Below are 19,278 nucleotides of genomic sequence, written 5' to 3'. Positions count from 1 at the left end.
CTAAAAACAAATTGATTCTAAACGCATTGTTTAGTATAAAAGGCTGCTACCACGAGCAGTCTTTTTTTATAAAATAAAGCGTCGGTCTTTAAATAAAATCCAAAATTGTAGTACAATTATCCTATTTTAACTCAAAAATAGGTTTTTCAAATAAATTCCATTTAAGCCTTAAGCCGATTTCGGTATAGGTAAATCCTGCTACAGACACAGAGGCAATATTACTGTTGATGCCATAAATATTGGCAAGCAAACGATCCGAGAATTTATAACCTAATTTTGTTTGAATTCGATACGTCCATTGTCGGTCATTATCTTCAATAAACTGAAAACCTGTAGCTAAATTAGCATGGTAAAACCAAGATTTTGGTTTTGCAATTTTCTCGTCCTTAAGAACTTCTAAAAAAACCTCTACGGCATGGAATTTTTTGGGACTAAAATAGTCCAACGGAATGCGGTTTTTAAAAGCAATATATTGGTAATTAAAACCTCCTTTTAGCACAGGGTTGGACATAAAGTTGTAATAAAAAGAGGTAAATAATAAATTACGACTATTGTTGTCGGTCTGGTTTGTAAAGAAATATTGCGTAAACCAGCCAAAATTAAAATTGGTGCTCAAATTATAGTTGAGGTAGTAGTTGTTTGTTGCAATTTTTTTGTCAATCAAATCGGCATTAAAACTTTGCATTTCTCTTTTGAAACCTATTTCTAAATCTTGTAATTTTAGAGGTTTCATTTTAAAAAAAGTATGAATTAAGGTTTGGTTATACCGATTGTTGCTAGAATTTGCCGCCGTTACCCCTGCTTTAAATGTATACGTAATTTTGGGATGGAAATTATAATCTACGCCTACCCAAAAATCATTGGTTTTGGCACTAGCCTTAGTGATGGTGTTTTCGGCTTCTCGGTATTGGTAACTACTCTGTAGGCTCCATTGGATAGCCAAAGGAATACTAATGTTTGTCTGTGCTGCCTTTGCGGTGTTTTTACCATTATCATAAGCATAAGAAAATTTTTGCTCTATAACTGGGGTGTATTCTTCTTTTATTTTTTTTAAAAACTGTACCGCATCATTTTGGTCTTTAAAAACTACCAAGGTTTGTGCTACTGCATCCAGTGCATGCTGTACTTCTCCGGAGGCATAATACGCATTTGCAATACCTAGATTTCCATCAAAAGAAGTGCTGTCTTTGGCCAATATGGCGCCATAGTGACCAATACTTTCTTTAAAATTGCTCTTGTAAATAGCCAATGTAGCTGCCAGTGCTAAGAGCCAGTTTTCATCTTGGTATTGGGTCTTAAGTGTATCGATTTTTGTGGTTGCTGCTTTGTATTTTTTGTTCCAGATTAACGCCTGTACGTACCTTTCTTGGGTTTGTTTTTGTAAAGATGCTGGGCTGTTTTCTGGGATTTTTTTTGTTGCAGTTGTTGCGGTTTCTAACGCTTTTTTGTTTTTGCCAGCAAGGTGTTCTATCAAAGAGAGCCCGTTCAGAGCCACTATTGGGTTGTTTTTTGCTAGCACGGCGTAGGTTTTTTTTGCCTTGGGGATGTTTTTGGTAATTAAATACAAATTGGCCTTATTGAGCAGGGTTTCTTTATCCTCCGGAAAATCGATAAGTATTTCTTCATAATACGCCTCGGCTTGGTCATACAATTTCTGGTTTAGATTTTGGTTGGCATATCCTAATTTAATGTATTTTCTGGAGGTTAAAGCCCCTGGGTTACCCGGAGATAAATCTAAGGCTTTGTTTACTTGGTTCAAAGCTTCTGGATATTCTTTTAGATTAGATAAGGTATTGGCATAGCCCAAATGGGCCACAAAATTTGTAGGGTTGTTAGCAACCAATGTATGGTAAAAAAGTTTTGCTGGTTCAAATTTTTTATTCCACAAGAGCGCTTCGGCATAGTTGAGTTCTATCTCTAGATCTCCCGGAAAAGCCTCTTTGAGTTCTATAAAATGATCCAATGCTTTTTCGGGTTGGTTGTTTAACCCCAAAGCTCTGGCATAACATAATTGCGCGGTTTTGTTCTGGGGATATTCTTTTAAGATCGTTTCAAAAAAAACTTCTGCTTGCGCAAAATCGCCTTTTTCAAGTTGTTGGAATCCAGTTTTCATGTCTTGTGCTTGGATAGCGCCATTTAAAAAAAGGAATAAGAGTAGAAAAGCGTTTTGTGTAATTTTCATAAAATTAACATTCAGAGGTTGCTTGATGCAAGTTAAGGATTAAAAATGTATAATTCAGCTGCTATTTTAAGGCATTTATTTAATTGCGTTGTAATTTGTTTTATAATCGATTTAAAATCCTTTTAAATTGGACGATTTGTTCAAATTTATACTTTTATTGCGTTAAAACTTCGTTAAATTGTTAAAATAGGATATCTTTAAAAGATAGTAAACCAGTGTGTAACTCGCTTTTTTTTAAAAAAGGTACGGATACTGAAACAATTTGGTTTTGCATTAACAATATTACGAAAGTAGTTGGAGTATGTTTTTAAATTAAAAATAATTAGCGATGAAGATAATTTCCAACGTAATGGCTAAAATACCCAGAAAGGTATCTCCGGAACAACGTTTTATGCTGACCATTTTGTTGGTAAACGCAGGCAATTATTTGTATAATTTGGTGTTAGGCAGAATGCTTGGGCCTGTTGCGTTTTCAGATGCAGCAATCCTTATTACGCTGTTGTTAATGCTTTCTTTTGTAGGTATGACCTTTCAAATTGTAGCTGCTAAATATGCGGTTTTATACCAAGACCAGATGCTACTTGTTTTTATAAAATGGGTTGCCAAATATGCTTTAATCTTGGGGATTTTGTTTGGTGCAGCTATTGTTTTTTGGCACCAACAATTGCAAGGACTCTTTCATACCAAAACCGCAGCAATGTTTTTTATATTTGGGATTGGAATTCCGTTGTACTTTATGATGAGCATCAACAGAGGGCTGTACCAAGGGCAAAATGCATTACACAAACTAGCCACTACTTACCAGACCGAAATGGCCAGCAGACTAGTGGTAACCATTGCTGCCTTGTTGTTGTTTCCGGATAGTGCCAGTTCTGTTATTGTAGCCCTTGGGATCGTTTTTTCGTTTGTATTTGGGTTGTTCCCTTTCCAAAAAACTATTTTTAGCGCTTTTCAACATCCGATTTCTACCGAATTAGACCGCCGCTCTATTGCTGCTTTTTTTATGCTAACAGCATTTTATGAGTTAACTCAAATTATAATTAACAACAGCGATATTGTTTTGGTCAAACATTATTTTGATAGCCAACAAGCCGGACTATATGCCTCGCTGGCGTTGATCGGACGTGTGGTGTATTTTGTAGCCTGGATGTTTGTTATGCTGTTGTTACCTAAAGTAATACAAATGAAAAAAGACCGCCAGGATACCTTGCCTATTTTGTTAAAATATGTTGGTTACATCAGTTTTTTGTCTGTACTAATAGTAGGTTTTACGGCACTTTTTCCAGAATTGGTTGTAAATGCAATGTTTGGACATGCTTACCTATCGATTTCTTTTTTGTTATGGAAATACGCCCTTGCCACCTCATTGTTTGCCGTGGCCAATATATTTGCGTATTATTATTTGTCTTTAGACCATTATGTTCCAGTGGTAGTTTCGGCTGTTCTAGGAACCACACAAATAGGATTAATTATGCGGTACCATGCTAGTTTAGAGCAAGTGGTGCACATGCAAATTATTGCAATGGTGGTTTTGTTGTTTTTTCAGTTGTGCTATTTTTTCTATAAAAATAAAAAAATAAAATAAAAATATAAAACAAACTGTGTTTTGTAAGACTAACTAAAAATCATTCTGAATATGAAAATTGCTATAATTACCGCTTTTCCGCCAAGTAAAGTAACCTTGAATGAGTACGGATACCATTTAGTGAAAAATTTTGTTCAAAAAAACGAAGTTTCAGAAGTAGTTTTATTGACCGATACAACCCAAGCACCCAAAGATCTGGATTTTGAGAACAGCCATAAAGTTAGCGTACACGAGTGTTGGTCTTTTAATAGTTATACCACTATTTTTTCGATCAGTGCGGTTCTGCGACACGAAAAACCAGATGCCGTTTTAATCAACTTGCAGTTTATGAAATTTGGAGATAAAAAAATTCCTGCTGCTTTGGGATTAATGATTCCGATGGTTTTGCGTAACAACAAAGTGCCGACCGTATCTTTGTTGCACAATATATTGGAGCAGGTAGATTTAGAAAGTGCGGGTTTTACTACCAACAAACTAGCAAAGCAATTTTATAATTTTGTAGGAACTACACTGACCAGATTTATTTTAAAATCCGATGTAGTTGCCGTTACTATAAACAAATACGTTACTGTTTTAGAAAACAAATACAAAGTAAAAAACGTGCAATTAATTCCGCACGGAACTTTTGAAAGTATTGAAACGCCCTGTTTTGATTTGGCTCCAGGGCCGAAACAAATTTTAGCATTCGGAAAATTTGGAACCTACAAAAAAGTCGAAATTCTGATCGAAGCAGCCATTTTAATCCGCCAAAACAGTGCCGAAAATATTGAAGTAGTAATTGCAGGAACAGACAGCCCTAATACTCCGGGTTATCTTGCTGAAGTGCAGGAAAAATACCGTGAAGTACCCGGGATTAGATTTACAGGCTATGTAGACGAAAAAGACGTAGCTACCATTTTTGGACAAGCCGCAGTAGTTGCATTTCCGTACACCTCTACTACTGGAAGCTCAGGAGTGTTGCATCAGGCAGGAAGTTATGGCAAGGCTGTGGTAATGCCGGATTTAGGAGATCTTGCATTGTTGGTGGAAGAAGAGGGGTACAAAGGAGTATTTTTTGACCCGGAGTCTGCAGCCTCTTTGGCCCAAGCCTTAGAAAAAATTATTACCAATGATGCCGCTAGAAAGGCCATTGCAATGCAAAATTTTAATGCAGCCAGTGCGCTTTCTATGGATAAAATAACGGATATGTATATGGATACTTTCAAAAAAATAATCCAATCTAAATCTTAGTTAGAAAGGTATTTAAAAGCAGGTTTGGGTTTGCCTTTGTCATCCAAGAACCCAAACTTTTTTTGCCGTATTTTTTGCCATGGCCATTTGCCAGCTACTTGATTGGGTACCTGCGGAAAGTCGTATAAGGTCCAAGACATAAAACTATAGTTGTTTTTTTTGAAATAGGCTTGCATTTTTTGATGGTAGCGTGCTTGTTTTTTTGGACTTCCTTCCCATAAATTCCAGATACCACCATAAGATGGTACGCCAAATTCTTGTATTACTACTGGTTTTTGGGTGGTTTTTAATAAACGATTTGTTTGCTGTTCCAATTGTTTTGGATCCGTATAAAAATGATACGATATAAAGTCTACTTGGTCTGCCAAATTGGTAGCCTCTATGGCGTTAGACCAACCAATGGTGATTAAATGATTTGGGTCACTTTCTTTAATAACCGGGATGAGGTGTTTTAGCCAGTTCAAAACATTGTCTTTATCTCTGTTTTCAAAATCCAAATTGGGTTCGTTTTTTAAATCCCATGCCAATATGGCTTTGTGGTCTTTAAAGGCAGTTACAATTTGTTCTGCATGGCGGTGGGTTAGGGTCCAACTCTCTAGGGTGTAGTCGCTATAAAAATCAAATAGAGTAACTACTACAGCTAGTTTTTTGGTTTCGGCCAAATCCAAAAAAACCTTTAATTTTTTCATTTTTTCGGGATCTATTGTGGCTTTTCCAAAATCTTGGTAGGGAATAAAAATCCGTATGGTATTTAGGTTTGCTTTTTTTATAATTTCCAAATCTTTGGCAATGGTGTCTTTCTGGAACAAAGCACCAAAGGTGTCCCAAGCCGAGTTTCGAGGGTAATAATTAATACCTCGGATCACAAAAGGGATGGTATTTTTTAGGATGGTATTTTTTTGTATAGTATAAATGGGTCTCGGTTTTAAGGTGTCTGCGGCAAAAACGGCCGGCTTCATTTTAAGCAAATGACGCACCCTCCAAAAACCATCTTCCAATAGCATCATTACTCTATAAGTTGCGGTATCTTGTACGGTGGTGATAAGTTGCTTGTTTTGATATACTTTTTGAAATGCAATGACATTTTTGTCCGTAAAAACCACTAATTGGCCGTCTTGGCTATAAAATTCTAATTCTGGAAAATGCTTTAAAGTAGTGTTTTCAATAGAGATTTGATGGGCCTTATTGTAGGCAACAGTGCGGTATAGGTTTTCTCGCGTATTTTGGGTGTAATAATCTGCAATACCTTTGGTGGTATTGTTTGCTAGGGCGTTGTTTTTTACGTGCCAAGAAAACAAATAATCTTGCTCTATTTTTCCTAGAGTATTTTTTTCCATAACCCGTGCAGGGTTGCTTTGTTTTGTCCAGTTTACTTTTGGCAGATAGACCTCTTCACTTTTTGTTTCGAGATGCAGCATGGTGGTTCTGTCTGCTCCGGTATTTAAGTAATCCAACACTTTGGCAAAGCCCAATAGCGTAAAAATACTGATTAAAATAAAACAGAGAATAAAAGCCGTTTTGTAAATATTCTTATTATTAATGAGACTCATATTTTTTTAGTTGCGTTTGTTGCGTGATCCCTAAGGTAGTGATTTCAAATTGGTATTCTTTTTCTTTATAAAAAGGAGCGTGAAGATAAAATCTCGCCATTCCTTTGGCGGTCTCTGCAATTTTAGTTTCGATTACTTTTTGGTTATGTAGTATTTTTAAAGTTACTTTAATACCGTCTGGTACCCTTTGTTGCATAAAACTAGTAAGAGGGCCTACAGTTATTTTGCGATTTTGATCCGAAAATTGGTACGCAAAAGTACCAATTAGCGCTTGGTATCGAACTACAATAGGCTTACTCTGGGCTATTCCGATTATGTAGGCTTTAATTTGGTAGTTCTCTGCATGATCTGGATGCAGTAGCTGTCCTTTGGCTATTCCGTTTATAGTTGCAGCATAGGTTTTAAGTAAAGTATTGTTTTTGGTGGTAATTTGAAACGTAACCAAAGTGCCATCTGCTACAATATTGTTGTATTGATCTCTAATTATAGTAGTTTCTAGGGTAGTGATTTGGTTGCCATCTGCAAAGGCGTGATTTCGAGTAGCTTGAATGCTAAAATTAGTAGCAACCGAAGGGGTTATTTCGGTTTCAAACTCTTTAGAGCTAGTGGAGTTGCATTGGCTAGATACCAGCATTTTGCCTGATTTGGTTCTGGAATAAATGTTTTTCCAAGCGATAAAAGATGCCGTTTTTTTAGAACTAACGGTAATACGGTCCAAAAATTGGTCTTTTATCACAACCGTGGTATTATTTTGTTTGGGATTATCATAAGCATCTGTAGGGATCGCAACCAACATCGTAAAGTGTTTTTTGCCAGCGAGTATGGTGGGTGGGCCTAAATAATTTTCTAAAAGAGTTGCACTAGCGTCATTGGGTATAATTTCAAAAGTTCCTTGATTAAGGGTTTTTTGGTTGTGCACCAAATACCAAGATACTAGCCCTGTTTTGCGGCAATAAATGGAAGGAATCCTAAAGCTAAGATGCGCCTTAGTTGCCGTTGCTTCTAAAACCGTCTTTCCGTAAGTATGTATTATAAATAATTTTGCCCGAAGTTCTGTCTTGGCATCTGTAGCAAAGGTCAAAACAATAGGGTTTGCTGCTGCAAAAGTCTTTTGGGTGGTTTGCAATAGTAGTTTAGGTTCTGTTTTATTTGTTTTGACAATGGCAAAAACAAACAAAAAGAACAGAACAAAGGGCAGCACGAATAACGAAATTTTTTGCATCATCGGATCATCTTGGGTTGCCTATATAGTTGTTCATTTCTATCTTAATGTAACTAAATCCTTTTCCATTTACTTTTTGGAGTACTTCTTTTTCGGCCTCTTTGCTTCTGTTAGGTACAATGGTTTTGGCAAGAGTTGCATTGGGTAGTCCATTGACATAGCAATTATCCAACGAAGACTGCACAATACGACAATGGGACAAATCCAACATAGGATAGTCAAAATATTGTTTGCGTTGCACCCGAATGCCTTCTCGCAAAAAATGATTGTCCACATAAAGCAGCTCTTTATCTTGGTTATAGTAGGATATCAATAGCTCCGGAACGGTAACCTCTTGGATGCCATAATTAAACAAGGTTCCTTTTAAACGGTTGTCCTCTATTGTTAGGTCCGATAGTGCAACTTGGATATAAAAATCCGTTAGGGCTACATTTCCAGCAGATTGAATATCAAAATTTGCAGGGGTTTCTTTAATATCCTTTGGAGTAAATTCTTTGGGGTTAAATGTAGTGGGCTGGGTTCGGTTGTTTTCAAGCCAAGATACTTCTTCAAAATGAATCTTAAAACTAGTGGTTTCTTTGGGCAAAATTTTATGTTTAATAACGTCTTTGGCATTAAAACTAGCTAACGTTTGGTTGTATTTATTGTATAAAGTTGCCTTAACCACTACATCAGCGGGCGTGTTGGCAATATTTTGTAATTCGCCAATAATGAGATACTCTTTACCGTACTGAATTAGTTTTGCACTCAGGATCTCTAATTCGGGTTGTTTGAGCACGTCTTCATGATAGGTCTGTTGGGTGGTTATCTTGCGTCTTCCTTGTTTGAAATATGCGGTTGTATTATCAGATAAAAATTGATCTGGCGGAATATCCAAAGGCAGTTTTTGAGGCAATAAATACCATTTCCCCTTGCGTTTAATTAACTCGTGGTAGTACTCCTTATGGATCACCTCCAAGGGGGTAATCCATTTGGTTTTTGCCACAAGCGTGCTTCTGTTTTTTGCTTTCTGAATGCTTTCAATGGTTATCGCATCTAATTTAGCATAGGAGTTTAAAATGCCGTCTGCCACCGAAGTTTCGAGCATAAATTGGGATATAGACATCTTGCTTTCGGGATTAATTAGCGCGTGCGCTTTTTCGTAATATTTAAAATCTAGTGCATCATAATAGGCTTTCACTACATTTTCGGGGCTTATTTGGGTAGCATTATTGGTATAAAAGCCATATACATTGGACCCAATAATCCCCAAGAGCAACAATACCCAAAGGTGCTGTATGGCGATTATTGAAAACGGAAATTTTTTGTAAGCAATAGCAAAACGAAAAAAATCTGGCTTGGGTTCTTCTTTTAACTTCAAAGCTTTATAAAAAATGCTTTGTATGTTTATCACAAAAGCAATCAATACCGTGAGTATTGGCACTATACCCCACATCAATTTGAGATACAAAGGCACTTCGTCTTTGGGTAGTACTTTAGGCAACGGATTAACGTTTAGTTTTTCCCAAACCATAATGCCATTTTCTAACAAAGAAAGCCGATGCCAGCCACAAAAATAGAGTATCGGGTCGTAAAATTTATCATTAGAAAAAACATATTTCAGGTTGTATTTTTCAGGAACAGTCAAAAATTGCTGCAAGGATCCAATACCCTCCATGCCTCTAAACTTGGAGTTTTCTAAACGCTCAATGGCTCTGGTGGTCAATTCGGGAAGCCTCCGTGCTGAGTGGTAGTTTCCGTCTACGGTTTTTGCTTTGGTTTGCGAAGATAAGGTAGCCATTTGGTCTCCAAATCCTAAAGGCAAATAGCGCCATTGGTCGTGTTGGTCTTGGTTCAAAAAATTAACCAACGGTAAGGTGTTGATTTTCTGCGGCTGGAAAGGCCTAAAATACCCCAATGTAATGGTGAATCCTGCAAAAAACAAAAAAGATCCTGCAAACAAGGCACACACAATTCGGTGGTACACATTGCCAAAGCGGTTGTGGATAGCCGTTTTTAAATCGCCCTCAACCAGACGGTAAACAAATTCTCCAAATAGAGGCAAACTCATTATAGAAGCCCACAACGCAAAACGATCTAACGTAAGGATATTAAAGGCAGTTTCGCCCAAAACTTTTAACGGGATTGGAGTGGTTCCGCCTGTGCCTAGCACAATCAATAAAGAGATGGATAGCCCAAAACAAAGGTATCTTTTGCTAAAGTAGCGGTATAAAATATAGGGAAGAATAAAAAATAAAATTCCCCACGGAATCACAAAAAACATCAAGCCAGAGGAGGTCACTTCCAAAAAATTATCTCGACTTCCGTGCGGTATCGGTACCTGAGTAATGGGATTAGCCTTGGAGTTTATCCAGTACGGAAAAATACAAAAAACAATCAAAAACAAGGATCCGGCACCAAAGACAACAATCCGTTTGAAAAGTTTAAAAAAGGATTGTAAAAATAATGTAAACCGAATCTCTTTGTACGAATTTACTTGTTCTCTAGAGACATCCATAAGTACCATTCCAATCAATGGAAAAATAAAAAAAATCATTCCAAAAATAGGCGTAACATGATGCGAGGTTATGGTCACGGCCAAAAGCGAAAAAGCCCGAAAGAGATACCGTGTTCTTCCGGTTTTAATCCAAAGATAAATCTCAGGCATGCAATGCATTAAAACAGAAATCCCAATAATACTGGGTAATTGTCCAAAAATATGGAGCGTTTCCACAAAAGAAGAAGAGAATACGGCTACAATTGCCGCATAGCCTGCTACGGTTCTGTCTCCAGTAATCATTAAAGTGTACCTATAAACACCAGTTATAAAGAGTACAATTCCGATTATTGCGACGGTAAACAAACCAAATTTTAGCCCGCCAAGTAGCGAAAGCAATCCAATGGCCTGGTGTACCAACGGCGGATATCCCATAACCGTAAAGCCGGTGTACCAGCTATAATTCCAGGGTTCAAACCAACTGCTGGCATAATGCTGCGCAAAAAACATGTGTATTAGCGCATCATAGGTGCTTTCTAGAGTATAAAAAAGGGCGCTGCCATGAAAAACCACGCCAATTAAGAGCGCTACAATTAAATATTTGTTTGTTTTTTCTTTTGCCAATGCGTATAAATTGATGTTTTTGTAAATGTAATAATAAAACTGTTAATTAACGGGTTATATCTAGTCAAAGTAGGCTTTAATTTAGTATATTTACTAGTGATGAACTGCCTTAAATTAGATCCGTATGAAAATTTTAATTATTGATGACCAAGAATTAGTTCTTCTTTCATTAGAGAAATGTCTTGTGGATTTAGGATATGGAGTGATCTGTTCGAATACTATTTTGGACGGGATCAACAAATACGATTTGTACGCGCCAGATTTAGTTATTGCAGATATCAACATGCCTTTTTCGGAAGTAGAGAATACGGCAACCGATACATCACAACATGTACATAACGGTCTTGAAGTAGCCAAACATATAAAAATAATTAAAAAACACAACACGCCAGTGATGATATTGTCTGGCAACACGGACGAAGATATTATTGTAAAAGGCTTTGATTTAGGCGTAGATGACTACATGAAAAAACCCTTGAGTTTGAGCGAGATTGGTGCCCGAGTGAAGCGTTTAATCGGCGTTGGCGAAAACCAAAGCAGCACCACCAAAAAAAATCAAATTATTCAAAACAACTGCATAGGTGTGGTCATCCCTTGTTATAATGAAGAATTACGGCTGTTGGGAGAGGATTTTAAAGCCTTTATAAGCTCAAACTTAGGCTATCATTTGTGTTTTGTAAATGATGGGAGTACCGACCAAACCTTAGCCGTTCTGGAAGAATTACGAAAAGGAAACGAAGACCATATCAGTATTTATGATTGCCCCCAAAATGGCGGCAAGGCCGAAGCAGTTCGTTTGGGAATGCTCCATCTAGCCAAACAAGATCAATTTGATTACATAGGTTTTTTAGATGCGGATTTATCTACAGACTTTTCGGATTTTCATGATTTGGTTAAAACAATTTCAAACTCAAATTTTAAAATTGTGAGTGGCTCCAGAATGGCCAGAATGGGTGCCGATATTACCAAAGAATCGGCACGTGCTATAATTAGTAAAATAATTAATTTAATTATCCGAAAAACCATTGGTATGGAGTTTAACGATACCCAGTGTGGTGCCAAAATTATGAGTAAAGAGGTTATTGAAAATACCTTTCAGACCAAATTCTTGACTAAATGGTTGTTTGATGTTGAAATTTTTATGCGTATGAAAAAAATATACGGAGACCAAGAAACCAAAAAAATAGTTTGCGAAGTTCCTTTAAAACGTTGGATCCATGCAGATGGTTCTAAATTGTCTTTCAAAGACTCTTTAAAGATTGTTTTTCAGATAGGACAAATTGCAATACACTACAGGTAATCGGCGGCTAAATTCTGCTTTAGATTTGGGTTATATCCGTTACATTCAAAAAAAACAATCGCTTCTGGATTTATCCATACTATTTTGATCTTATTTTTGTATAAAAAAACAATTTAAAACAACCCCAAATAATGCCGTACCTAACCTTATGAAAGAGCAACTTAAAAAATTCTGGAACGAAGATCAAGATCCCAAAGCAATAGAGAAAATCACATCCAAACTGCAAGATCTTTTGATGAAAAAAGAAGAAGTAGGATATATTGGAGTTCAAAAAAAGCCAGCTATTACGGTTTTTCCGGATAGTATTGTCTTGACTAATAAACGCATCATTTTGTGTAAACCTAAAAACTTAGGTTTATCAATGGATTTTGTGGATTACGATTGGGAAGATGTTGTTGCTGCTTTTGTTAAAGAAAATATTTTAGGCTCGGATTTTTCATTCTCAACTAAAAGTGATCTAAGCTTATCTATTGATTATATTCCAAAAAAGCAAGCCAGAAAGCTATACACCTACGCCAAAGAACAAATGGATGGTTTGAAAACACCTTTGCACAACAATAATATACTTGTTGAAGAAATTACTCCCGAAGTAGTGGATACTGCTGCGGTTACAGGGGCAATTGTGGAAGAAGTTGTGACGGAAGAAGTAACAAATTATGCCGAAATAATTTCGGTGTCTCAAACAAATTACAATACAGAAAGCCAGCAAGAGTTTAGTCCTAGAATGGATACTCCTAAAGATATCCCGTTGCCTGAATTGTCTCAAGAGGAGCTGTTTGTAAAACTGCAAAATTACAAAAGACTCTTGGATAACGGACTTATTTTGCAAGGAGAATACGATGCTTACAAAAATGAAATTCTGAGATATATGTAATCTAATTTTTTTTAAGTATACCCTACAAAAAAGAGAGCTATTCTTTACGGATAGCTCTCTTTTTGTAGGGTAATTAGTTTGTTGTAAATTTAAACCTTAGGCCCGCCAGCCATAATTTCAGAGTTGGCAAACTCTTCAAATTGAGCAAAATTTGTTTTAAATTTTTGTCCTAATTCTGCGGCCTTAGTATCGTATAATTCTTTGTCTGACCAAGTGTTTCTTGGGTTCAAAATAGTGTCCGGTACGTTAGGGCAGCTTTGTGGTATGGCAATTCCAAACACAGAGTGCTCTTGGTATTCTACGGCATCTAACTCTCCGTTTAGAGCGGCAGTAATCATTGCACGAGTATATTTTAATTTCATTCGGCTACCAGTTCCATAAGCTCCTCCGGTCCAACCGGTATTGATTAGCCAAACTTTTACATCTGCCTCTTGAATCTTTTTACTAAGCATTTCGGCATATTTGGTTGGGTGTAATGGCATAAATGGTGCGCCAAAACAAGCTGAAAAGTTAGGTTGTGGCTCCGTGATTCCGGCCTCAGTACCCGCAACTTTTGCAGTATAACCAGAGATAAAATGATACGCAGCTTGCCCTGGTGTTAATCTAGATATTGGAGGCAAGATACCAAAGGAGTCTGCCGTTAAGAAAAAGATGTTTTTAGGGTTTCGGCCTATAGATCCGGGTTGGATGTTGTCAATATGGTAAATAGGGTAACTTACTCTTGTGTTCTGAGTGATAGAAACATTATCAAAGTCTACCTCGTTGGTTCCTTCTTTAAAAACAATGTTTTCAAGGATGGCTCCTTTTTTGATTGCTCTAAAAATGTCTGGCTCGTTTTCTTCGCTTAAGTTGATTACTTTAGCATAGCATCCGCCTTCAAAATTAAAAACAGTGTTCTCGTTAGTCCAGCCATGCTCATCGTCACCAATTAGCTTTCTTTCTGGATCTGCCGAAAGGGTTGTTTTTCCGGTACCAGATAATCCAAAGAAAATGGCCGTGTCTTCGTTGTCTCCCACATTGGCACTACAGTGCATTGGTAGGGTGTTTTTGTCTACCGGAAGAATAAAATTAAGCGCAGAGAAAATCCCTTTTTTCATTTCTCCGGTATAGCCCGTTCCGCCTATCAATGCAATTTTTTTGGTAAAATCCAAAATCGCAAAATTTGCTTGACGCGTTCCGTCTACGGCTGGATCTGCCATAAAGCTTGGTACGCAAATTACAGTCCATTCTGGAGTAAAATTTTCTAACTGTGCATCGTCTGGTCGCAAAAACATGTTGTAGCAAAACAAGTTTGCCCATGGCGTTTCGGTAACCACTCTTACATTTAGCTGGTAGTTTTTATCGGCACATACATAAGAGTCTCTAACGTATACCTCTTTGTTGCTAAGGTAAGCAGTAACTTTTTTATATAATGCATCAAAAGCAGCAGGTTCAAACGGAATGTTTACTTTGCCCCACCAGATTTTGTCTTCAGTGATGGTGTCTTTTACAATAAATCTATCTTGAGGAGAACGCCCTGTGAACTCTCCGGTATGGATGGCTAATGCGCCTGTAGAATTTTCGGAACCCTGACCTAATGCTATTGTTTTATCGTGTAATTCGCTAGCGGATAATTGGTAATGAATCTTTGCGTTTTCAATTCCTAAGTTACTTATAGAAATCGTTTTCGTAAACGGTGTGTTATTATTCATGAAATTATAATTGAGTTGTTTAATTTATATAACTGCAAAAATAGATATTATATTTTAGATACTATTTGATAATTTTATTTTTATGCTGTTTTCTTGTTATTTTCAAAAAATAAAACACCCCAAGCAGTTATAAGTAACAAACCGCCTATAGGAGTCACAAAACCAATTACTTCAAAACCAAAGTTTGTGAGGTCATTTGTGGCTAATAAATAGATAGAACCCGAAAACAATACGACGCCCCAAAGTACTAAATGGAGGATTATTTTTTTTGTTTTTTCGGCAATATTGCTCCAGTTTCCAATAAACAATAAAAACAGCGCGTGGTACATTTGGTAGCGTACCCCAGTCTCAAAAGTGATTAATTGGTCTGTTGTGAGTAGTTTTTTTAGGGCATGAGCCCCAAATGCACCCAAAATTATGGCAATACCCCCTAATAAAGCTGCTGTAGTAATTATTTTTTTGTTCATGGTTTTGTAGATTTAGTTACAAAAATATTTCTTAAATATGCAAGGTAAAAGATTTTTGGCATATTGTTTCGATTAGGTTACAGAAATTGTTAACTGTTTTTATGTGAGCGGCTTATTATAAATGCAACAATTTTGTATTTTTGTGTTATATTTAAATAGTTATGAGACAAATTTTGATTATAGGTGCCGGAAGATCTGCTTCTTCTTTGATACAATATCTTTTAAATAATGCTGAAAAAGAGAATTTGCATCTTGTAATTGCAGATTTATCTTTGGCATTAGCCCAAAAGAAAACAAAAAACCATCCCAGTGCAACAGCTATAGCCCTGGATATTTTTGACGAAAAACAAAGAAAACAAGCCATAAGCAACGCTACTATTGTTATTAGTATGTTGCCTGCCCAGCTGCATATTGAGGTAGCAAAAGATTGTATTGTGTATAAAAAAAGCCTAGTAACGGCCTCTTATATAAGCGATGCAATGCAAGAGTTAGACGCTGCCGCAAAAGCAAATAATTTGGTTTTTATGAATGAGATAGGTCTGGATCCAGGGATAGATCACATGAGTGCCATGAAGGTAATTGACAGCATAAGAGATCAGGGAGGCAAAATGATTTTGTTTGAATCTTTTTGTGGCGGCTTGGTGGCTCCAGAGTCGGATACCAATCTATGGAATTACAAATTTACTTGGGCTCCACGCAATGTGGTGTTAGCAGGGCAAGGCGGTGCTGCTAAATTTTTGCAAGAAGGAACTTACAAATACGTTCCGTATTGTAATTTATTCCGAAGAACGGAATTTTTGGATGTAGAAGGTTATGGTCGTTTTGAGGCGTATTCCAATAGAGATTCATTAAAATACAAAAAGGTATATGGTTTAGAGGACGTCCTTACCTTGTACCGGGGTACCATACGGCGCGTTGGGTTCTCTAAAGCGTGGAATATGTTTGTGCAACTAGGCATGACCGACGATACCTATGTTTTGGAAAATTCAGCGTCCATGAGTTATCGGGATTTTGTCAATTCGTTTTTGCCTTACCACCCGACGGATTCTGTTGAGATCAAAACACGTTTGATTTTAAAGATAGATCAAGACGACATTATGTGGGATAAATTAGTAGAGTTAGATTTGTTTAGCAAAGATAAAAAGATAGGACTGCATAAGGCTACGCCCGCACAAATATTAGAAAAAATACTAAACGACAAATGGACCTTGCAAGCGCAAGACAAAGACATGATTGTAATGTACCATAAGTTTGGCTACGAATTGCATGGAGAAAAAAAACAAATAGACTCCAAAATGGTTTGTTTAGGAGAAGATCAAACCTATACTGCCATGGCTAAAACAGTAGGTTTGCCGGTGGCTATGGCTACGTTACAAATTTTGAACGGAAAAATAAAAACACCTGGAGTGCAATTGCCTATAAACAAAGAAGTGTATTTGCCTATTTTGAAAGAATTAGAAGAGCATGGTGTTGTCTTTAAAGAACAAATACTTCCTTATACTGGCTATAGATTGGAATAATAGAATTCTTTTCTTTAGTATATAAAAACCAAAATCCGCTAACTTTGTCAGCGGATTTTGGTTTTTAATTAAGGTGTTCTAGCTAGATAAATCCATGCAAAACAACGGATTGTAACAAGCCAATGTTTTTACTTTTTGCTCAATTCTACAAAATATTTGTAAAACAACGGAATAGTTTCAATTCCTTTTAGGTAATTAAAAATTCCGAAATGCTCGTTCGGAGAGTGAATGGCATCACTGTCTAGGCCAAATCCCATCAAAATGGTTTTGCTTTTTAATTCTTTTTCGAACAAAGCAACAATTGGAATACTACCACCAGAGCGTACCGGAATGGCAGGTACTCCAAAGGTTTCTGTATATGCCATGTTTGCAGCTTTGTAGCCAATGCTATCAGTAGGAGTTACATAGCCTTGTCCTCCGTGGTGTGGTTTTACTTTAACGGTAACTCCGGCAGGAGCTATGCTTAAAAAATGCTTGGTGAACAACTCTGTAATTTGTTCCCAGTCTTGGTTTGGAACCAAACGCATAGATATTTTTGCAAAAGCCTGGCTTGCAATCACTGTTTTAGCGCCTTCTCCAATGTATCCTCCCCAGATTCCGTTTACATCTAGAGTTGGTCTTATGGAGTTTCTTTCGTTGGTTACATAGTCTTTTTCGCCATACACATCGTTTAGGTTTAAAGCGCTTTTGTACTCTTCAAGGCTAAAAGGCGCTTTAGCCATTTCGGCTCTTTCTTCTAAGGATAATTCTTCTACATTGTCATAAAAACCAGGAATGGTAATGTGGTTGTTTTGGTCGTGTAACGAAGCGATCATTTTAGCTAATATATTGATAGGATTGGCAACAGCACCACCATAGAGCCCAGAATGTAAATCTCGGTTAGGGCCTGTAACCTCTACCTCCACATAACTCAATCCTCTTAAACCTGTGGTGATAGAAGGTTGTTGGTTAGAAATCATACCGGTATCCGAAATTAAAATGACATCGTTTTTTAATTTCTCGGTATTGTTTTCAACAAATGTTTTCAGGTTTACGCTTCCTACCTCTTCTTCGCCCTCAATCATGAATTTTACATTGCAAGGAAGGTTGTTGTTCTGAATCATGTACTCAAAAGCCTTTACATGCATGTACATTTGTCCTTTGTCATCGCAGGCGCCACGAGCAAAAATGGCTCCTTCAGGATGGATGTCTGTGGTTTTAATTACAGGTTCAAAAGGTGGTGAGGTCCATAATTCAATTGGGTCTGCTGGCTGAACGTCATAATGGCCATAAACCAATACAGTTGGTAGGGTTGGATCAATTATTTTTTCGGCGTATACAATAGGGTAGCCATCTGTCTCGCAGATTTCTACTAAATCACAACCTGCTTTTTCCAAACTCAGTTTAACGGCCTCGGAAGTATTTATTACATCCTGCGAGTATGCGGTATCGGCACTAACGGATGGTATTTTTAGTAATTCTATTAATTCATTGATAAAACGATCTTTGTTTTCTTGAACGTATGACTTGATATTTTCCATTTATTGAATGATTTTTTATAATTTCAAAAGTACAAAAAATAGAATAATAATTTTTTTTAAAAAAAGCTTTGAATATTCAAACTTATCCGTATATTTGCACCCACAATTACACGCGGATATGGTGAAATTGGTAGACATGCCAGACTTAGGATCTGGTGCCGCAAGGCGTGTAGGTTCGAGTCCTATTATCCGCACAGAAACAAAGGCTTATTGCATTGAAAATCAATGTTTTAAGCCTTTTTCTTTTGGTATTTTGCCGACAAATTGCCGACAATTGAAATAAAACGGGTTTTTTGCTCAAATTGGGACAAATAAAAAACCCCGACTTTTTAGGGTCGAGGTTTCGGGATTGTGGTAATATTAAAATTATCTTGCTTGTACGGGTTCAACGGGATTCTCCTTTGTGTATTCTAAATATTCATCAAAATAGCCATTTTGTAAAATAAAAAAATAGGCTTGGTTCTTACAGTTCTTTTCAATTTCAAAATCTTGGCTTAATTGATTATTACGTTTTGTTAAGCCGTCAATTGTTTTTAATTGTTCTTTTAAGAAATCGGGTAATTTGTTCTTTGCATTCATAAGGTCGTAGTTTAAGAATATAAAACCCTCATATTTTAGTGGTTCTAACGCCTACGACAGCGTTTTGCGGTCGTTTCCGATACCGCCCACATAATACAAGGGAGCTTTTTTTTAGTTCTTAAGGTCGTAGTTTAAGAACAACAAATATATAAATTTTAATTACATTTGCAAAGTCAAGTTTTTAATAATGCTCATTAACGATAACGCTCACTGTGGTAGGGATTGCATAGCGTGAGGGTTGTATTAGGTTACGAGGGTTTTATAAACTTAATCCCTTGAAAGGCTTTTACTTATGTTTAAGCCTTTTCTTTTTTCTTTCCAATTTTCGGCACTCATATAATTTTGTACCGTTCTATGTGAACAATCTAATAATTTGGCTATCTCTTTGCTATTGAGTTCTTTGCAATAGTATTCAAAGGCTTTTTTGCTATCAAATAATTTCATAAGTTGAATTTTTA

Annotated in this window: 14 protein-coding genes and 1 tRNA gene; 6 read left to right on the top strand and 9 right to left on the bottom strand. The window is 36.8% G+C overall.

Going from position 1 to position 19,278, the window contains the following annotated elements:
* Positions 1-121 precede the first annotated feature (121 nt).
* A complete protein-coding gene (locus LB076_RS02405) occupies positions 122-2,182 on the bottom strand; it encodes a surface lipoprotein assembly modifier (RefSeq protein WP_066331876.1) in 2,061 nt (686 codons plus the stop codon).
* A gap of 328 nt (positions 2,183-2,510) precedes the next feature.
* On the opposite strand from LB076_RS02405, the gene LB076_RS02400 reads away from it, so the two are divergent.
* The gene (locus LB076_RS02400; protein WP_066331874.1) at positions 2,511-3,767 is read left to right on the top strand and encodes an MATE family efflux transporter; all 1,257 of its coding nucleotides are present in this window, start codon (positions 2,511-2,513) and stop codon (positions 3,765-3,767) included.
* A 51-nt stretch (positions 3,768-3,818) separates the two neighbouring features.
* Positions 3,819-4,997: a glycosyltransferase gene (locus LB076_RS02395; protein ID WP_066331872.1), complete on the top strand. Its 1,179-nt coding sequence runs from the start codon at positions 3,819-3,821 to the stop codon at positions 4,995-4,997.
* Here LB076_RS02395 and LB076_RS02390 read toward each other — a convergent pair.
* Genes LB076_RS02390 through LB076_RS02380 form a run of 3 tightly spaced genes read right to left on the bottom strand, consistent with a single transcriptional unit; the run spans position 4,994 to position 10,869 of the window.
* Positions 4,994-6,547, bottom strand: coding sequence for a cellulase family glycosylhydrolase (locus LB076_RS02390; RefSeq protein ID WP_066331870.1), 1,554 nt, complete (start codon positions 6,545-6,547; stop codon positions 4,994-4,996). The genes LB076_RS02395 and LB076_RS02390 overlap by 4 nt on opposite strands.
* Positions 6,534-7,772, bottom strand: a complete 1,239-nt coding sequence (locus LB076_RS02385) for a hypothetical protein (protein ID WP_066331867.1) — start codon at positions 7,770-7,772, stop codon at positions 6,534-6,536. The genes LB076_RS02390 and LB076_RS02385 overlap by 14 nt, the downstream gene beginning before the upstream one ends.
* A 4-nt stretch (positions 7,773-7,776) precedes the next feature.
* Positions 7,777-10,869: a glycosyltransferase family protein gene (locus tag LB076_RS02380; protein ID WP_066331864.1), complete on the bottom strand. Its 3,093-nt coding sequence runs from the start codon at positions 10,867-10,869 to the stop codon at positions 7,777-7,779.
* A 124-nt stretch (positions 10,870-10,993) separates the two neighbouring features.
* Between LB076_RS02380 and LB076_RS02375 the strand changes: the two genes are divergently transcribed.
* Together LB076_RS02375 and LB076_RS02370 are read left to right on the top strand one after the other, a co-directional pair.
* Entirely contained in the window at positions 10,994-12,169 is a 1,176-nt protein-coding gene (locus LB076_RS02375; RefSeq protein WP_066331863.1) for a glycosyltransferase, read from the top strand.
* Between the two features lie 148 nt (positions 12,170-12,317).
* On the top strand, positions 12,318-13,043 hold the full coding sequence (locus LB076_RS02370; RefSeq protein WP_066331862.1) for a PH domain-containing protein: 726 nt from the start codon (positions 12,318-12,320) through the stop codon (positions 13,041-13,043).
* An 89-nt stretch (positions 13,044-13,132) separates the two neighbouring features.
* On the opposite strand, the gene pckA is transcribed toward LB076_RS02370, so the two are convergent.
* Positions 13,133-14,734 (bottom strand): phosphoenolpyruvate carboxykinase (ATP), encoded by a 1,602-nt coding sequence (gene pckA, locus LB076_RS02365; RefSeq protein WP_066331859.1) that lies wholly within the window; start codon positions 14,732-14,734, stop codon positions 13,133-13,135.
* Between the two features lie 80 nt (positions 14,735-14,814).
* Positions 14,815-15,201, bottom strand: a complete 387-nt coding sequence (locus LB076_RS02360) for a DUF423 domain-containing protein (protein WP_066331857.1) — start codon at positions 15,199-15,201, stop codon at positions 14,815-14,817.
* A 161-nt stretch (positions 15,202-15,362) separates the two neighbouring features.
* Between LB076_RS02360 and LB076_RS02355 the strand changes: the two genes are divergently transcribed.
* A complete protein-coding gene (locus LB076_RS02355) occupies positions 15,363-16,721 on the top strand; it encodes a saccharopine dehydrogenase family protein (RefSeq protein ID WP_066331855.1) in 1,359 nt (452 codons plus the stop codon).
* A gap of 128 nt (positions 16,722-16,849) precedes the next feature.
* Here LB076_RS02355 and LB076_RS02350 read toward each other — a convergent pair whose 3' ends face one another.
* Positions 16,850-18,241, bottom strand: a complete 1,392-nt coding sequence (locus tag LB076_RS02350; RefSeq protein WP_066331853.1) for a dipeptidase — start codon at positions 18,239-18,241, stop codon at positions 16,850-16,852.
* Positions 18,242-18,353: 112 nt separating this feature from the next.
* Between LB076_RS02350 and LB076_RS02345 the strand changes: the two genes are divergently transcribed.
* Positions 18,354-18,435: transfer RNA gene (locus LB076_RS02345), tRNA-Leu, on the top strand.
* 172 nt (positions 18,436-18,607) lie between these two features.
* Here the strand turns inward: LB076_RS02345 and LB076_RS02340 are convergent.
* Both LB076_RS02340 and LB076_RS13585 read right to left on the bottom strand, forming a co-directional pair.
* On the bottom strand, positions 18,608-18,820 hold the full coding sequence (locus LB076_RS02340; RefSeq protein WP_066331851.1) for a hypothetical protein: 213 nt from the start codon (positions 18,818-18,820) through the stop codon (positions 18,608-18,610).
* Positions 18,821-19,087: 267 nt separating this feature from the next.
* Positions 19,088-19,264, bottom strand: coding sequence for a terminase gpP N-terminus-related DNA-binding protein (locus LB076_RS13585; protein ID WP_078055239.1), 177 nt, complete (start codon positions 19,262-19,264; stop codon positions 19,088-19,090).
* Positions 19,265-19,278: the final 14 nt, after the last annotated feature.

It is taken from the genome of Flavobacterium crassostreae (assembly GCF_001831475.1).
GTDB lineage: Bacteria > Bacteroidota > Bacteroidia > Flavobacteriales > Flavobacteriaceae > Flavobacterium > Flavobacterium crassostreae.
This window is presented reverse-complemented; position numbering and strand designations above follow the sequence as displayed.

Excerpts from the sequence above, each read along its gene's own strand:
- LB076_RS13585 (WP_078055239.1), bottom strand. The coding sequence starts at position 19,264 with ATGAAATTATTTGATAGCAAAAAAGCCTTTGAATACTATTGCAAAGAA.
- LB076_RS02355 (WP_066331855.1), top strand. The coding sequence starts at position 15,363 with ATGAGACAAATTTTGATTATAGGTGCCGGAAGATCTGCTTCTTCTTTG.
- LB076_RS02405 (WP_066331876.1), bottom strand. The coding sequence starts at position 2,182 with ATGAAAATTACACAAAACGCTTTTCTACTCTTATTCCTTTTTTTAAAT.
- LB076_RS02375 (WP_066331863.1), top strand. The coding sequence starts at position 10,994 with ATGAAAATTTTAATTATTGATGACCAAGAATTAGTTCTTCTTTCATTA.
- LB076_RS02370 (WP_066331862.1), top strand. The coding sequence starts at position 12,318 with ATGAAAGAGCAACTTAAAAAATTCTGGAACGAAGATCAAGATCCCAAA.
- LB076_RS02360 (WP_066331857.1), bottom strand. The coding sequence starts at position 15,201 with ATGAACAAAAAAATAATTACTACAGCAGCTTTATTAGGGGGTATTGCC.
- LB076_RS02395 (WP_066331872.1), top strand. The coding sequence starts at position 3,819 with ATGAAAATTGCTATAATTACCGCTTTTCCGCCAAGTAAAGTAACCTTG.
- LB076_RS02400 (WP_066331874.1), top strand. The coding sequence starts at position 2,511 with ATGAAGATAATTTCCAACGTAATGGCTAAAATACCCAGAAAGGTATCT.
- pckA (WP_066331859.1), bottom strand. The coding sequence starts at position 14,734 with ATGAATAATAACACACCGTTTACGAAAACGATTTCTATAAGTAACTTA.
- LB076_RS02385 (WP_066331867.1), bottom strand. The coding sequence starts at position 7,772 with ATGATGCAAAAAATTTCGTTATTCGTGCTGCCCTTTGTTCTGTTCTTT.
- LB076_RS02390 (WP_066331870.1), bottom strand. The coding sequence starts at position 6,547 with ATGAGTCTCATTAATAATAAGAATATTTACAAAACGGCTTTTATTCTC.
- LB076_RS02340 (WP_066331851.1), bottom strand. The coding sequence starts at position 18,820 with ATGAATGCAAAGAACAAATTACCCGATTTCTTAAAAGAACAATTAAAA.
- LB076_RS02350 (WP_066331853.1), bottom strand. The coding sequence starts at position 18,241 with ATGGAAAATATCAAGTCATACGTTCAAGAAAACAAAGATCGTTTTATC.